This window comes from Shewanella sp. SM20 (assembly GCF_025654545.1).
Taxonomy (GTDB): domain Bacteria; phylum Pseudomonadota; class Gammaproteobacteria; order Enterobacterales; family Shewanellaceae; genus Shewanella; species Shewanella oncorhynchi.
Genome location: NZ_JAKKRK010000076.1, coordinates 1 through 16,283 on the forward strand (window position 1 = coordinate 1; position 16,283 = coordinate 16,283).

Annotated in this window: 14 protein-coding genes and 2 pseudogenes; 15 read left to right on the forward strand and 1 reads right to left on the reverse strand. The window is 47.8% G+C overall.

Annotation, left to right across the window (positions count from 1 at the left end; all coding sequences use genetic code 11):
- Positions 1 to 241 (forward strand): integrase core domain-containing protein (locus L5M18_RS21390; protein WP_263195957.1); only part of this gene is annotated, 241 nt, incomplete at its 5' end.
- A gap of 10 nt (positions 242 to 251) precedes the next feature.
- Here the strand turns inward: L5M18_RS21390 and L5M18_RS21395 are convergent.
- Positions 252 to 317: pseudogene (locus L5M18_RS21395) on the reverse strand (IS200/IS605 family transposase); the annotation flags it as partial.
- Positions 318 to 422: 105 nt separating this feature from the next.
- Here L5M18_RS21395 and L5M18_RS21400 point away from each other — a divergent pair.
- The 14 genes and pseudogenes from L5M18_RS21400 to L5M18_RS21465 all read left to right on the forward strand — a co-directional run.
- A pseudogene (locus tag L5M18_RS21400) lies at positions 423 to 848 on the forward strand (transposase); the annotation flags it as partial.
- 926 nt (positions 849 to 1,774) lie between these two features.
- Positions 1,775 to 2,674: an ATP phosphoribosyltransferase gene (hisG, locus tag L5M18_RS21405; protein WP_041408375.1), complete on the forward strand. Its 900-nt coding sequence runs from the start codon at positions 1,775 to 1,777 to the stop codon at positions 2,672 to 2,674.
- A 3-nt stretch (positions 2,675 to 2,677) separates the two neighbouring features.
- Entirely contained in the window at positions 2,678 to 4,000 is a 1,323-nt protein-coding gene (gene hisD, locus L5M18_RS21410) for a histidinol dehydrogenase (protein WP_263198550.1), read from the forward strand.
- Positions 4,001 to 4,028: 28 nt separating this feature from the next.
- Positions 4,029 to 5,210 (forward strand): histidinol-phosphate transaminase, encoded by a 1,182-nt coding sequence (gene hisC, locus L5M18_RS21415; protein ID WP_263198560.1) that lies wholly within the window; start codon positions 4,029 to 4,031, stop codon positions 5,208 to 5,210.
- Between the two features lie 106 nt (positions 5,211 to 5,316).
- A complete protein-coding gene (hisB, locus tag L5M18_RS21420) occupies positions 5,317 to 6,408 on the forward strand; it encodes a bifunctional histidinol-phosphatase/imidazoleglycerol-phosphate dehydratase HisB (protein ID WP_263198552.1) in 1,092 nt (363 codons plus the stop codon).
- Positions 6,409 to 6,439: 31 nt separating this feature from the next.
- Positions 6,440 to 7,234 carry an imidazole glycerol phosphate synthase subunit HisH gene (hisH, locus tag L5M18_RS21425; protein ID WP_263198554.1) on the forward strand — a complete coding sequence of 265 codons (795 nt, stop codon included), beginning with the start codon at positions 6,440 to 6,442 and terminating at the stop codon, positions 7,232 to 7,234.
- 70 nt (positions 7,235 to 7,304) lie between these two features.
- Positions 7,305 to 8,042 carry a 1-(5-phosphoribosyl)-5-[(5-phosphoribosylamino)methylideneamino]imidazole-4-carboxamide isomerase gene (hisA, locus tag L5M18_RS21430; protein WP_263198555.1) on the forward strand — a complete coding sequence of 246 codons (738 nt, stop codon included), beginning with the start codon at positions 7,305 to 7,307 and terminating at the stop codon, positions 8,040 to 8,042.
- Positions 8,024 to 8,797, forward strand: coding sequence for an imidazole glycerol phosphate synthase subunit HisF (gene hisF, locus L5M18_RS21435; RefSeq protein WP_006081894.1), 774 nt, complete (start codon positions 8,024 to 8,026; stop codon positions 8,795 to 8,797). The genes hisA and hisF overlap by 19 nt, the downstream gene beginning before the upstream one ends.
- A gap of 134 nt (positions 8,798 to 8,931) precedes the next feature.
- Positions 8,932 to 9,573 (forward strand): bifunctional phosphoribosyl-AMP cyclohydrolase/phosphoribosyl-ATP diphosphatase HisIE, encoded by a 642-nt coding sequence (gene hisIE, locus L5M18_RS21440; RefSeq protein ID WP_107404414.1) that lies wholly within the window; start codon positions 8,932 to 8,934, stop codon positions 9,571 to 9,573.
- 663 nt (positions 9,574 to 10,236) lie between these two features.
- The gene (locus L5M18_RS21445; protein ID WP_131525896.1) at positions 10,237 to 11,424 is read left to right on the forward strand and encodes an aromatic amino acid transport family protein; all 1,188 of its coding nucleotides are present in this window, start codon (positions 10,237 to 10,239) and stop codon (positions 11,422 to 11,424) included.
- Positions 11,425 to 11,772: 348 nt separating this feature from the next.
- Positions 11,773 to 15,285, forward strand: coding sequence for a YdbH domain-containing protein (locus L5M18_RS21450; RefSeq protein WP_263198556.1), 3,513 nt, complete (start codon positions 11,773 to 11,775; stop codon positions 15,283 to 15,285).
- Positions 15,286 to 15,298: 13 nt separating this feature from the next.
- Positions 15,299 to 15,517, forward strand: coding sequence for a YnbE family lipoprotein (locus L5M18_RS21455; RefSeq protein ID WP_198780136.1), 219 nt, complete (start codon positions 15,299 to 15,301; stop codon positions 15,515 to 15,517).
- 24 nt (positions 15,518 to 15,541) lie between these two features.
- Positions 15,542 to 15,904, forward strand: a complete 363-nt coding sequence (locus L5M18_RS21460; RefSeq protein ID WP_263198558.1) for a YdbL family protein — start codon at positions 15,542 to 15,544, stop codon at positions 15,902 to 15,904.
- Between the two features lie 208 nt (positions 15,905 to 16,112).
- Positions 16,113 to 16,283: transposase (locus L5M18_RS21465; protein ID WP_263190459.1), on the forward strand; the 171-nt coding region annotated here is incomplete at its 3' end.

The window sequence follows — 16,283 nt, forward strand, 5'->3', positions numbered from 1 at the left end:
GAGTCGTCGCGGGAATTGTTGGGATAACGCACCAATGGAGCGTTTCTTTAGAAGTTTGAAATCTGAGTGGATACCCGCCAATGGTTATGGGAATTTTACAGAAGCAGATAAAGAGATCACAAATTACATCACTGGATATTACAGTGAGACCAGACCCAATCAATATAATGGTGGGTTAACGCCAAATGAGTCAGAACGTTTATATTGGAATGACTCTAAAATCGTGGCCAATTTTACTTGACCACTACATTCGGAGTCCAAACAATATGATATTTGCAACGCCAATAAACATGTGATGAACTTCTATAATCGCCCATGCTTTTCGTTTCCTCTTACTTGTGGTGAATAAGAAGTCTCTTTTAGCATGGGCGTAATTCAGGCTATAGCCTCAAGGAACAATCACCACCGCCAGAGGCGGTGGTTTGGGGATGACAATCAAACTGCAGGCAAGAACGCACCCGGATGCCAAGCGACTGATGGGTATAAGAGGCGTTGCAGAAATCATTGCCACTGCCGCGGTGTCATTTGCCGGTGATGGCTCTGGCTATCATGGTGCTCGGCATTTTTCTGCAAATTTAGAACTGGTTCCTAAAGAGTTTTCCAGTGGGGGGAAACAGAAATTGGGCGGCATAACCAAACGAGGTAACAGCTATCTGCGGCGGCAACTGATCCAGGGAGCTTGGTCGATTATTCGCTATGCAAGTAAGAGTAATGACAGGATCTCCGTATGGGCCTTAAAGGTGATTGAGCGGCGAGGTAAACAGAAAGCGGCAGTAGCAATTGCAAACAAATTGGCGCGGATCATCTGGGCTATGCTGTTTCATCGCAGCGAATATCGGCCTTGTTAATATGTAAAAATCGAGTATTAAACTCACCTTAAAACACGACTACAGATAATGAAGTAACAGGTAATACCGGCCTTTGCAGATGCTGAGAGAGTACAAGGAGCATATGACTCCGAAAGGACGATAAGCAGCAAAGGCGCGGTTCTCATTAAGGCCAGAGAACAAAGATTCTCACAAACAGGTCGGATATACGTACGCAGTATTACTTTCTGTTACTCAAAAAGTGGTTGATCTATTTGAGGTGTCCATATAGGACTAGCTGCGAGTCGGTGAGTGAACACCATGGCAAGCCTGTATTAATGAATATCAGCAAATGCTCACAACTCAAGTTACGAATCCCCTGCACGACTTCCAACACATTTCCATCCACTTTCAACATCCCACCAACAAATATGCTCAATAACTTTATTTAACGATAACCCTCTGGCTTTCACAAAAACGCATAAATATTCTCATTTAATTCAAATTGGCTGTTGCAAAGGCTCATAAAAGCGGTTAGTTTAAATCCACTTATACGGGTAGACGTCCGTAACAACGAATTCAACGCTTCACTGTATTTCGAGCAGTTAAGCCAATAAAGTTAAATACCGAGAGAGTAAAATGAGCCCACTACTGAACGCTATCCACCACCATCACCATATGCGGTAGCCTTCGGACGCTCACTGCCGGAGGACTATATCCTTCTGGCGGACTGATTCAAGATGATCATAAACCCCTGGAAGGAATTCCGGGGGTTTTTGCTTTTAGGCGTTAATTTGGGTTTTAATTTAAATAGAAAATTTTAGATATTTTATAAATTATCAATACGTTAGCTAGAGCACTTAGTTAGATTTATTAGCTAGAGCCCGTTGAATGGCAAGGCGTATTAAACCGATTAAACAACACTTTTTGAATCTTTTAATTTTGATACTTTTGAGCGAGATAACACTATGACTGAATCGAACCGTTTACGCATCGCCATCCAAAAATCTGGCCGTCTTTCTACTGACTCTCAGCAACTGCTAAAAAGCTGTGGTGTTAAATTTTCTATTAATGAACAACGTCTTATCGCTCACGCTGACAATATGCCTATCGATTTACTGCGCGTTCGTGATGACGATATTCCAGGATTGGTGATGGACGGCGTGGTCGATATGGGGATCATCGGTGAAAACGTGCTCGAAGAGGAACAAATCGAGCGTCAAACTCTGAACAAACCCGCAGATTGCCTAAAACTGCGTCAGTTAGATTTCGGATCATGTCGCCTCTCGTTAGCCGTACCAACAGAATTCAGTTACGCCGATGCCTCCTCGTTAGAAGGATTACGCATCGCCACGTCTTACCCGAACCTTCTGCGCCGTTTTATGCAACAAAAAGGCATAACTTATCGCGACTGTATGTTAAAAGGCTCGGTTGAAGTCGCCCCGCGTGCCGGCCTTGCCGATGGGATTTGTGATCTTGTGTCGACGGGCGCTACCTTAGAGGCCAACGGTTTATACGAAACCGAAGTGATTTACCGCTCTATGGCCTGCATCATTCAATCGACCCAAACTCAATCGCCGACTAAACAAGCACTCATCGACAAAATTCTGTCCCGCGTCAACGGCGTTATCCGCGCCCGTGAGAGCAAATACATACTGCTACACGCGCCAACCGAAACCTTAGATCAAATCGTCGCCCTACTGCCCGGCGCGGAAAACCCAACCGTATTGCCATTAAATGATGATACTAACCGCGTTGCTATCCACGCCGTCAGTACCGAAGATTTGTTCTGGGATACCATGGAACAGTTGACCGCACTCGGTGCCAGCTCGATTCTGGTGATGCCAATCGAAAAAATGATGGGGTAATGTATGGAAATCCTAACTTGGTCAACCTTATCAACCGCCGAGCAAAAAACGGCGCTGAAACGCTCGCCTTTAATTGGTGACAGCGGCTTAGAGCAAAGCGTTCGCGCCATTATCGATGCGGTGGCAACGCGGGGGGATGCCGCTATTGCTGAATTTAATCAAAAGTTTGATGGCTTCAATAACGCGACTAGAGATTTAAATGGACAAGGTAGTGATGAGCTGCGTCTGAGTGAAACCGACATTACTGCAGCAAGCGCACGAGTATCACCAGAGCTTAAAGCGGCGATAGCCAAAGCCATGGCGAACATAGACGTGTTTCACAGCGCCCAGCAATTTCGCCCGATTGATATGGAAACCGAGGCGGGAGTACGCTGCGAGCTACGTAGCGAACCGATTGAAAAAGTGGGTTTATATATTCCTGGTGGCAGTGCGCCATTAATTTCTACCGTGATGATGCTCGCCCTGCCCGCCAAAATCGCCGGCTGCGAACAAAGAGTATTAGTCAGCCCACCACCCATCAACGATGCCATTATCTATGCCGCCAATGCCTGTGGGATCACTGAAATCTATCAAGTGGGCGGCGCGCAGGCGATTGCGGCACTGGCCTTTGGCACAGAAACTATTCCGGCGGTCGATAAGATTTTTGGCCCAGGTAACCGCTACGTCACTGAGGCTAAACGCTTAGTGTCACAGGATGGTCGCTGCACTGTGTGTATCGATATGCCAGCTGGTCCTTCTGAAGTGTTAGTGATTGCCGATAGCGACGCCAATTGCGAATTTATTGCCGCCGATTTGCTTTCGCAAGCGGAGCACGGCCCTGATTCACAAGTGATCTTAGTGACAGATTCGCAAGCTATCGCCGATGACGTGAATAACGCGCTAACAAGACAGCTCACTGCCCTGCCACGTTGTGATATCGCGGCAACGGCACTACTGAGCAGTCGCACTTTTGTTGTGGACGACATGATGCAAGCCGCGCAGGTTTCGAATCAATATGGGCCTGAGCACTTGATCATTCAAACGCGCTTTCCCCGTGAGGTACTGAAAAACATTCGCGCGGCGGGCTCGGTATTTTTAGGCGCTTATACACCTGAATCTGTTGGCGATTATGCCAGTGGCACCAACCACGTGCTACCGACCTACGGCTACAGCCGCGCCGTGTCGAGCCTGTCATTAGCCGACTTTAGCCGCCGCTTTACCGTGCAGGAACTCAGCGCTAAGGGTTTAATCGGATTGGGGCAAGCAGTCATGACGTTAGCCAGTAACGAATTGCTCGATGCGCACAAAAATGCTATCGCAGTACGTTTAGCTAGCCTAGAGAAATGATCCGCTTAATGAGATGTGAGTGAAGAAAATGAGCCAAATGAGCAGCATGGAAAAGACAGCAGAATCCACAGCATTAACGGCATCAACGTTAGCGCAATCGGCGCCGCTAAATTTAGCCGAGCGTCTAGCGCGCCCCGAGTTACTGGATTTAGTTCCCTACCAGAGTGCCCGCAGACTGGGCGGTCAGGGGGATATTTGGATCAATGCCAACGAATCGCCCTTTAATAATGTCGATACGGCAGCGCTCGATCTTTCAAAATTGAATCGTTACCCAGAATGCCAACCACCAAAGCTTATCAGTGCCTACAGCGAATACAGCGGCGTAAGCGCCAGCAAGATAGTTGCCAGCCGCGGCGCCGATGAAGCGATTGAACTGTTAATTCGCGCCTTTTGTATACCAGGCGTCGACAGCATTGCCTGCTTTGGCCCGACGTACGGCATGTATGCCATCAGCGCGAACACCTTTAATGTGGGCGTTAAAGCGTTAAATCTCAGTGCAGAATATGGCTTGCCGACAAGCTATGCCGAGGACGTTCGCGGCGCAAAACTGGTGTTTATCTGCAATCCCAATAATCCGACCGGGACTGTGATCGACAAAGCCATTATCGAGCAAGCAATCAAAGCCCTGCCCGACGCGCTTGTGGTGATCGATGAGGCCTATATTGAGTTTTGCCCCGAATACAATGTGGCGGATTTGCTGGAAAGCTATCCGAATCTAGTGGTACTGCGCACCCTGTCAAAAGCCTTCGCACTCGCCGGCGCACGCTGTGGTTTTATGCTGGCAAACGAGGCAGTGGTCGAAATCATTATGCGCGTGATTGCGCCCTATCCTGTGCCGCTACCCGTGAGTGAAGTCGCCACACAGGCGCTATCGAGCGCAGGCGTTGCGCGGATGAAAGTGCAAGTTGCTGAATTAAATGAGCAAGGCGCCAGACTCACCGTGGCGATCAGCGCTTATTGTTCAAAATCGAATAGTTCAGATTCGCGCGCCCGCGTGCTTAAGCCTAACGGCAATTATGTGCTGGCTGAATTTGATGATGTCGCCAAGGTCGCGGCGTTACTGCAAGGCAGCGGTGTTGTCGCCCGCGCCTACAAAGACCCAAGGCTTGCCAAGGCTATCCGCTTTAGCTTTAGTTCAAAGGCAGATACCGATGTGTTAGTGAATTTATTTGAATCGCAACGCGCTGAGTTGTCATCAGAAAACGAATAATAAGTCACTGATAAAAACTAATAAAAACCAATAAAAAGCGAATGCAACGCTGAAAGTTAAATCAGCTTAAGCATTAGCTAAACGAATTGAATTTGAAGGTAGAGCCATGAACCCACAATTTGTCCCGAACGTTGCACAAAAAATTCTGTTTATCGACCGCGATGGCACCTTGATTGAAGAGCCCATCACCGACAAACAGGTCGATAGTCTAGCGAAATTAGTGTTCGAGCCACAGGTGATCCCCGCTTTGCTACGTCTGCAAAAGGCGGGGTTTCGTTTAGTCATGGTCAGCAATCAAGACGGCCTTGGGACACCGTCTTTCCCGCAGGAAGATTTCGACGCCCCCCACAATATGATGATGCAAATCCTCAAAAGCCAAGGGGTGAACTTCGAAGATGTGGTGATTTGCCAACACTTTAATGATGAAAATTGCAGCTGCCGTAAACCTAAGCTGGGGCTAGTAAAAGACTATCTCACCCAAGGTTGCATCGATTTCACCCAATCGGCGGTGATTGGCGATCGCGAAACGGATGTGGAGCTGGGCAATGCCATGGGCATTAAAAGCCTGAAATATCAACGCGACACTTTAGGCTGGAACGCCATCGCCGATGTGCTGCTGAGTAAAGGCCGCACAGCCACGGTCGTACGTACCACCAAAGAAACCGACATTCGTGTGACTGTTGATCTCGACAGCCCCGTTAAAGGCAAAATCGACACTGGCATTGGCTTTTTCGACCACATGCTCGATCAAATTGCTACCCACGGTAATTTTAGAATGGATGTGAAAGTCGATGGCGATCTGGAAATCGACGATCACCACAGCGTCGAAGACACTGCGCTGGCCATAGGTGATGCCCTGCGCCAAGCGCTCGGTGACAAACGCGGCATTGCCCGTTTCGGCTTTAGTCTGCCGATGGACGAAGCCAAGGGCGAATGTCTGCTGGATATCTCTGGCCGTCCTTTTATCAAGTTCTCAGCCGATTTTGAGCGTGAACATGTCGGCGAAATGGCCACAGAAATGGTGCCACACTTCTTCCGCTCCTTTGCCGATGGCCTGCGCTGTACGCTGCATGTCGCCGCCGAAGGTGATAACGATCACCACAAGGTTGAAGCCCTGTTTAAAGTGCTCGGCCGCGCGCTGCGCCAAGCGGTTAAAGTCGAAGGCGATATTCTGCCATCGAGCAAAGGCGTGCTTTAAGGTATCAGCATAAATCGTTTAAGAGGTTAGGATGCAACAAGACACTCTATTAACAGCTGGCCAGCAATTAACAGCAAATGAATCATCAGATGCTGAAACCGTCATCATAGACACGGGCTGCGCCAATTTAAACTCAGTACGTTTCGCCTTCGAGCGTTTAGGCGCTAAGGTGTTGGTCACAGACGATAAAACCAAAATCAAAGCGGCAAAACGTGTGGTGCTACCGGGAGTGGGCACAGCGGGAGCCGCCATGGCGTCCTTACATGAAAAAGGTTTAGTCGAACTTATTCAAGGCCTGACTCAACCTGTGCTGGGCGTGTGCCTTGGCATGCAAATGTTGGCGGCAATTTCTAAAGAGCGCGGCGGCAAAGGTCAAGATTGCGAGTGCTTAGGCATAATCCCAACCGACATTTGTGAGCTGGATACGCAGTTACTCAAAGCTGAAAACTTACCTTTGCCGCACATGGGTTGGAACCAACTTAAGCTAACGACAAACTCACAAGGAGCCAAAATCCCTAGCGTTCACCCGTTATTTGCAGGCATTGAAGATGGCAGTTATGTGTATTTCGTCCACAGTTACCGTGCGCCATTGAGCGAATTTACCTTAGCCCAATGTTCCTATGGTGAAGGCTTTAGTGCCGCCATTGGCAAAGGTAACTTTATGGGCGTGCAGTTCCACCCCGAGAAAAGTGCCGCCGTGGGCGCGCAAATTCTGCGTAACTTTTTACTGATGGATGAGTTACAAATGAACGAAGCTCTGATGAACAAAGCGCTGCAAAGCAACTCTGCTGATGGCCAATCTGGTGTTAATAAGGCTGAACAATGAATAAATTACTCAGCAAAAAAATAACTACTAATAAACCACTTATAAATAAATCAATCGAGGATTTAAGCTTATGATTATTCCTGCGATTGATTTAATTGATGGCAATGTTGTCCGTCTTTATCAAGGTGATTACGGCCAGCAGACCACCTTTGATTTAAGTCCTTTGGCGCAGCTGCAATCCTATGAGGCTCAAGGCGCGAAGTGGTTGCATATCGTTGATTTAACAGGCGCGAAAGATCCCGGTAAACGCCAAACTCTCCTTATCAGTGAACTCGTGGCGGGACTAAACGCTAATATTCAAGTTGGCGGTGGGATTCGCACGGAAGAACAAGTCACTGAATTATTAGCTATCGGCGTAAAACGCGTGGTGATTGGCTCACTGGCGGTGAAAGAACCTGAGTTAGTCAAACAATGGTTTATCAAATACGGCAGCGAAGCGATTTGCCTCGCACTCGATGTCAATATCAACCAAAGCGGCGAGAAAATTGTCGCCGTATCCGGTTGGCAAAGTGGCGGTGGTAAGAGTTTAGAATCCCTTGTAGAAACCTTTAGCGCGGTCGGCTTAAAGCATGCGCTAGTAACTGATATTAGCCGTGACGGCACCTTAACGGGCGCGAATACCGCGCTTTATCAAGAAATTGCTGCAAGTTATCCCGATATCGCTTGGCAAGCCTCCGGCGGTATTGCGACTCTTGAAGATGTTGCCGCCGTACGTGACAGCGGCGCGGCGGGCATCATTATCGGTAAAGCCTTGCTTATCAATCAGTTTAACGTGGTGGAGGCAATCCAATGCTGGCCAAACGACTAGTCCCCTGTTTAGATGTAAAAGACGGTAAAGTAGTGAAAGGCGTGCAGTTTCGTAACCACGAAATTGTCGGTGATATAGTGCCCTTAGCCGCGCGTTATGCCGAAGAAGGCGCCGATGAGCTGGTGTTTTATGACATTACCGCCAGCGCCCATGAACGTGTGGTCGATAAATCTTGGGTGAGCCGCGTGGCCGAGCAGATTGATATTCCCTTCTGCGTGGCAGGGGGGATTAAAACCATTAGCCAAGCCCGTGAGTTATTAGCCTTTGGTGCGGATAAGATTTCGATTAACTCGCCCGCCTTAACCGATCCGAGTTTGATCTCGCGCCTGCAGGACGAGTTCGGCCGCCAGTGTATCGTGATTGGTATCGACTCCTTTTTCGATGCCACCAGCAACAGCTATAAAGTAAAGCAATTTACTGGCGATGAGGCTGCGACTAAAGATACCCAATGGTTCACCCAAGACTGGGTTGAAGAAGTGCAAAAACGAGGTTGTGGTGAAATCGTGCTCAATGTGATGAACCAAGACGGCGTGCGCGGCGGCTACGATATCAAGCAGTTAAGCCTTGTTCGCGCCATCTGCGACGTGCCTTTAATTGCCTCGGGCGGTGCTGGGACTATGGCGCATTTTCGCGATGTGTTTATTGAAGCTAAGGTCGATGCCGCGCTGGCAGCGAGCGTATTCCACAAGGCGATTATCAACATCGGTGAGTTAAAAGCCTATTTAGCGGCCGAAGGCATTGCGATTAGGCGCTAGCTATTGCAATTAGCCGCTCGCGGTCAATCGTTTATAGCGAGCTAATGCCGCCTACCGCTACAGTAAGAGCATGAGTAAGAGCTAGCAACCACAATACTTCGCTAAAAAGCATCAACAAATTAAGAGTGAACACTATGTCAACGCAAACAAACACTAAGTCAGATTTTAGCGAGCTGGATTGGGACAAACAGGATGGGCTTATTCCTGCCGTGATCCAAAACCATTTATCGGGCAAGGTATTAATGCTCGGTTATATGGATAAAGCCGCGCTGGAAAAAACCTTAAGCACAGGTGATGTGACCTTTTTCAGCCGCTCAAAACAGCGCTTGTGGACTAAGGGTGAAACCTCGGGGAATACGCTAAAGTTGGTGGCTATCGATAAGGACTGCGATAACGACAGCCTGTTAGTGCAAGTTATTCCCAACGGCCCAACCTGCCACAAAGGCACCGAAAGTTGCTGGTTAGATGACAATGCGCACCCATTTTTGAACAATCTCGCCAGCTTAATCACCTCGCGTAAAGGGCAAAGTGCCGATTCCAGCTACACGGCGTCTTTGTTTGCGCGCGGCACTAAACGTATCGCCCAAAAGGTCGGGGAAGAAGGTCTTGAAACCGCCCTTGCCGCTGCGACCCACGATAAAGAAGAGCTGGTTAACGAAGCCTCAGATCTTATCTATCACTTGCTGGTATTGCTTGAAGATCAAAACTTAAGCCTCAGTGACATCACAGCAAACTTGCTGGCAAGACATGAAAAGGCGCTGCAGAGCAAAGCATAATCTACTTACTGGCTCTGATATCACGCGTATCAGTTTTACCTCTGGAAATGCCAAATGCCGCAAACTTGAGCCAAGTCTGCGGCATTTTTTATCGTGCGATAAATGTAGCTAACTCCTCTTTACTTCCTCTCATTGACCATAAACTCAGTGTGAGTTAGGCATGTCTTTCAGCTTAGTCACATGACAAAAAACAAACAAAATACTGTTGTAATGGTTGACAAGTACATCTCAACTCCCTATGGTAGCCTCCGTTGCCGATGTTAAGTCCCGGCAGCAAAAAGACTTAAGGTGCGGTTGTTCCAGCGACTCATAAAATGAATGTCTTTTAAGTAAAAAGATTAAAGAGAACGCCACCTTTGATAATCGAATCTAATTTAATCGCGGTTATCCCTGTTTACTCAACACACGCTAAGGCAAGTTTTATGTGTTTCACAGCATTTTATACTCCCTATCTGTAGCCGCAATGGCATAGATAGGCACCTCGCCTGACCTTCCATTGTGGCCACATCCTTTCGGATCCGCTGAGCGCCACTGTCTCATTTGCTTAAATCATTTTGTGCTTGAATCATTTCGTCATTGAATCGCAGCAAAATATTTTAAGACAGTTGCTTTCGGATCAAATCTTTAGCTCTTTTTCATCCGACACGCTTTTGAGATTATGTTATGACACAGAATAAAATTTTCGGCAGTTTACTGCTTATCGCCGGCACCACAATCGGCGCGGGCATGTTGGCTTTGCCTATCGCATCTGCTGGACTTGGCTTTGGCACCTCCTCCGCCATAATGCTCATCCTATGGGCGCTGATGGCCTACACAGCACTGCTAATGGTGGAGATCCACCAATTCGCCCCCAGCGATGCCAGCCTTAATCACTTAGCGCAGCGCTTATTGGGTCGTAAGGGCCAGTTGATCGCCAATAGCGCCTTGATGTTTTTACTGTACGCCCTTTGCGCCGCCTACATTGCCGGTGGCGGTGAGCAAGTGAACCAAAAGCTGAGCACTTGGCTAGGGCTAAGTTTGCCACCACAGGCTGGCGCCATCCTGTTTACCCTGCTGATTGGGGCGATTGTGGGCATGGGAACTCACTGTGTAGATCTCATCAACCGCGGTTTGTTTGCGCTTAAGCTATTGGCATTATTGCTTATGTTGGCCTTGTTACTGCCGCAGGTTGAAAGCCCACATTTACTCGAGCTTCCACTTAACCAAGGGCTGATTATCACGGCTATCCCGGTAATTTTTACCTCCTTTGGTTTCCACGGTTCGATTCCCTCAGTGGTGCGCTACTTGGGCGTTGAGGTCAAAGCCCTGCGCAGGATCATGTTGTTTGGCTCAGCTTTGCCATTAGTGATTTACCTTTTGTGGCAACTGGGCAGTCAAGGCGTATTGAGCCAAAGTCAATTGCTCGAAAACCAGAGTTTATCGAGCTTTATCAATCAACTGGCGAGCGTACTGCACAGTGAATACTTAAGTAGCGCTATTAGTCTATTTGCCGACCTAGCCCTTGCGACTTCGTTTTTAGGGGTGAGTTTAGGTTTGTTCGATTTTATGGCCTCAAGCTTAAGGCAAGAAGATAATGCAACAGGTCGCAGCTTAACCGCGGCTATCACCTTTTTACCGCCCTTAGGTTTTGCCCTCTTCTACCCTCAAGGTTTTATCACAGCGCTGGGTTACGCGGCGATTGCGCTGGTGATCCTCGCCATCTTTTTACCTGTGGCCATGGTGTGGACACAACGCCAGATGCGAGACGCGGCCAATATGCCGACGGGTTACCGCGTTGCGGGCGGCAAGTTAGCCTTAATGCTCGCCACACTTTGCGGAATTGTGGTGATCGCCGCCCAGATATTTAGCTAGCCGCAATTCACTCACCAAGAGTGAGTTAACCAAAAGTTAGCTAGCTCGAATAAAAGATTAAGTACAAGAGCCTGTAAAACCTCAACTATTGACAGCAGGCGCTTGTCTCTTCAATGATCCTTTCACATTAGTCAGCTAAGCCCTTGAGTGTTAAACTGCCTCAGGTGCTCGTGCGCGATATAAGAGCTCCGATGCGATAACTCCGGAGCAACAGCCCCGAATCAAACGCTCCGAAGTAGCCGCTCCGAAGTAAAAGTGCCGATGAAATATACACATTCGTGTATTTGTGCACTGCTAAGGCACGAGTTTGATCTGGGCTCAGTCAATAAAGGATAAATATCAAACCCAATGCCAATCCACAACAAGCCAAGCCGTGGCAATGCCTCTGATAGCAACGCACTTCAGCACGAGGCAACGCAGATATCCGCAGGCCCTCGCAGTGGTGCTTTAGGTTTTGGAACGGATACTCATGTTGCTGCGCAAAATCGCCGTCAATTCCCCCTAAAAAAAACCTTATTGGCGACCAGCTTAACGGGCATCTTGGCGGGCGTGGCGTTAACTGTTTGGATTGTGAATACTCAGGCTGAAAAACTGATTATGCAGGCGGCAAATTTTGCCCTCACAGGTATGGACAGCGAACTGATTGACATTGAATTAGGGCAAAGTCAGTTAGAACATTGGCGAATTACCTCTGCCAATCTGAGGGTACATGATAGCCATATCAGACTTAATGATTTGAATATTAAGCTAAAACTTGACTGGCCACAGAGTTTTGCCGAACTTAAACAGTTCAGCCAAGCCTCTTACCTCACTCAAAAAATCACCCAAATATCCACAGGTGATATTGAGGTCGAGTTAGGGCAATCACTGTTTTTACCCAATCGAAATGCCATCGATGAACAAGGCCCCGCATTGGCCTTAGATATCAAATCACTACCACTCATCGATATCGGAAAAACCAGTCTTATTCTCAACTCCCACCATCTCAACACCCATAATGATTTACCCGCCTATCGTTTGGTAATGGATAAGTTGAGCCTCAACGGCGCAGGGGAAATCAACAGCGAGTTTAGCCACAAAGGTGAAAGCATCGCCAAGCTCAAAGCCACACTCGCAGCCCAACAGTGGCAACTGGCAAGTCAAATTGCACTCGCGCCGCTGCTTGCGAGCTTGCATCAAATCAGCCTGAGGCAAGCGCAGGACAGTGTACTGAGTCCGTTAACTGTGCTTGATAAAGAGTGGCAAGCGTTAGCGATTGATTTACAAGGCCAATTGATATCCAACAGCAGTATCACATTAACCTCAGGCGAGCTTATCAGTGAGCATCAGTTAATCTCGCCTAAGCTGACCTTTAATCAATTGGCTGCGCTAGAACTTGCGCCAAAACCTGCTCTCGAATTTCAAATTGCCGGGCATTTAACCGAGCTTAACCTAAAACTAGAGCCCTTTAGCTTAGACTTGAGCCCCAATACTGCGCAGCAACAGCGATTAATGCAGCTGCTCGATAAGTCGCTGGCTAAGCCTTTAACTCAGTCAGTATCTGAACCAGTATCTGAACCAGTATCTGAACCAGTATCTGAACCAGTATCTCAGCCGATAGCAGAGCAAGTGCCTGATCAAGTTGCAAGTCAAACAGCGAGCCAAATCGCTAAGCTGTTATCAGGGCTTAAAAGCACAGATGCCCCGGTGGGGATTGCACTAACATTACCCGAAGCCCTGCATTATCCGCTGACGCACATTCAACAAGATGTACAGAGTCAACCGCTTAAGGATGAGCCGCCTGAAAATAAGCCGCTTAACGTCAAGCTTCCCCAACTTCAGCTAAAAACCTTAGGCTGTAAGCTAGATACCCAAGTCGATTTGGCTAATATTGAAATCACAACATCAACCGAAGCGCTTGCCTTCAATATGGATTGGCGCCTTAACGCTAAGCAAACAAGCCCACTACAATTATCTGAATTATGGGCGAATACGCCCCAGGATCTCAGTTGGAATACCAGCCAGTTAACCACCGCGGGGAAATTGCGTTTTAATCGGGCGCTAAGTTCAACCGACTGGCAAATTATCACAGCGCCTATTGAGGCGGCAGAAACAATACAAGCAGCAAAACACAATGCTGGCGATACCCTGCACTTCGCCATCGGAGGGCTTAAGTATATTAATCCCCAAGAAAAAAATGCGGCTAAATATGCCGATATACGCCTTGGCAGTATTAGAGTACATGCCCATGCGCCGCTTAAACTCGACTCGCAACAAATACTAAATATCAGCCCAGTACCGCACTCAGAGCCCGCATCAGATACTAAGTTAACGCTGGCCTTGCCGCCTTTGACATTAGCACTGGAGCAACTGCATGTTTCGCAAACCACGCAGACACTTGTGGCTGAAACGGTTGCGGCGAAAACACTGGAAACAGAGGCAAGCACAGATAAAAGTACGGATAAAAACACTGATAGTAATAGCAAAAGCGCTAATAACATCATTAGCAAAACCGATATGGTCGCGGGCTATTTCTCGATTGCATTACAACAAGCCATGTCATTTGAGCTTAAGCCCGATAACGAAGCTCCACTCGACTCACTGCTCACCTCCCCTTGGCTGAATCAGCTTGAGTGGCGGGCCAGTCAGCTTAATATCGAAAAACAGCTCAGTAGCAAAGGCCGCAGCCGCAAAGAAACTGTGCTAAAGCTAGATACCTTAACGCTGGCACAAAGCTTAAATTGGAAAAATAACACGCTCTTGGGTGATGAACGCTGGCAAGTGGGTACGGTTGAATTGCAAAGCCAACACAGGCTAAACCTCGCTAATGCGAATACCCCCTTAATGCTTACGGGTCAATGGGTTGTCGATACCAGCATGACCGAAGCACTTTCTTTACTCAATCAAACCCAGCCCTTGCCTGCTGAGCTTAATGTCACGGGTCATAACCAATTACAGGCGCAGTTTAAGCTGACGCAAAAGCGCGATCAGACCCAATTTGCCATGCAAATCACCCAGTCAATGACCGAACTTGAAGGTTTTTATAAGGACACCACCTTTGAGGGTGGAAAACTGCAGGCGCAATGTGAGTTCACTTGGGGGCAATCTTATAAAAAAGAGTCTCATAAAAAAGAGCCGCATAAAAAAGGGCCGCCGGATAAAGACTCGGTTAACAGCCTAAGTAAACTCAATTGCCCGCAGACGCGGATGACCTTTAACCTGTTTGATCCCGGGTTTCCACTGACAGATATAGAAGTGGAGGCCGATATTGCCCTGGGTAAAGATGCGCAGAAGCTGCCCGACAATTGGCTGCAACAACTTACAGGCTTAAGCGATACCGATGTTTCCATGACGGCCAAAGGCAAAGTGCTCAGTGGCCAATTTTTACTGCCCGACTTTAATTTAAAACTACAGGATAAATCCCATGCCTATCTCCTATTGCAGGGCATGAGCCTGGAAGAAGTGCTACGCATTCAGCCACAAATTGGTGTCTATGCCGACGGTATATTCGATGGCGTATTACCCGTGGATTTAGTCAACGGCAAAGTATCTATCACCGGCGGTCAATTAGCCGCCCGCGCCCCCGGCGGCTTAATCGCCATCTCGGGCAATCCCGCCGTGGATCAGATGCGCCAATCCCAACCTTACCTCGACTTTGTATTTTTGGCGTTAGAACACTTACAATACAGCCAGTTATCCAGCAGTTTTGATATGGACACTGCGGGTGATGCTAAACTGCTCGTGGAGGTGAAAGGACAAAGCCAAGGGATTGAACGCCCAATCCACTTGAATTACTCCCATGAAGAGAACATGCTGCAATTATTCAGGAGTCTACAGATTGGTAACGATCTGCAGGATAGAATCGAAAAATCCGTGAAGTAATAAGGAAATATCATTGAAAATTATTCAATTACAGCAAATTAGCCTAAATGCCCGAAGCGCTCTTGTCGCCTTGGCTGCACTTGCCATATTGCCGGGCTGCGCCCCCACAGTCAAAATTGAACCGCCGGATAAACCTATCGTCATCAATCTTAATGTGAAAATTGAACACGAAATAAAAATCAAAGTGGATAAGGAGCTAGATCAGCTTCTGTCAGATGAGCAGTTGTTCTAATTACATCAGAATTGAGGAATCACTATGAAATCAATGCGACTAACAAAGCGACTAAAATCAAAGTTACTACAACTATTAACCCTCAGCTTTTTGAGCCTTAGTCTTTTAAGCCTAAGCGCCTTCGCCATGTCACTTCAAGAAGCGAAATCACAGGGCTATTTAGGCGAGCAAGCCAACGGCTACTTAGGTTTAGTAAAAGCCAATCCCGAAGCCAAAGCCGTGATGGACGATGTCAATAACAAACGCCGCGCCCACTACGAAACCATCGCCAAGAAGAACAAACTCTCCGCCGCCGATGTCGCTAAACTCGCCGGCGAAAAAGCCATCGCCGCCACAGATAAAGGCAACTATGTGCAAGATGCCAAAGGCAAATGGATTAAAAAGTAGTCCGCTTTCTAAGGCTCTAGCGCAACGAATAGGCATAAACAAAACGCCTGCAATCGCAGGCGTTTTTGTTGATGGTTCTGTCGATGATTTGCAGAACACTACCGAAGATCTAGATTTTAGATTGTTAGATAGCCCCCTGTGTCAGGATTGTTGTCACCCCTTAAAATCATCCAATAATTAAATAAAGGGGGCGGTCAATGAGAGCTCAATGGAACGATATTCACCTGAACGTAAAGACGCTGTCTTAAAGAAATTATTACCTCCCCACAATATGACGGTCACGGAAGTGGCTCGCAGTGAGGGGATCTCCTACCAAACCCTGTATCATTGGCGAGATAAAGCCAAAAAAGAGGGTCGCCCTGTGCCAGGTAAAACATTA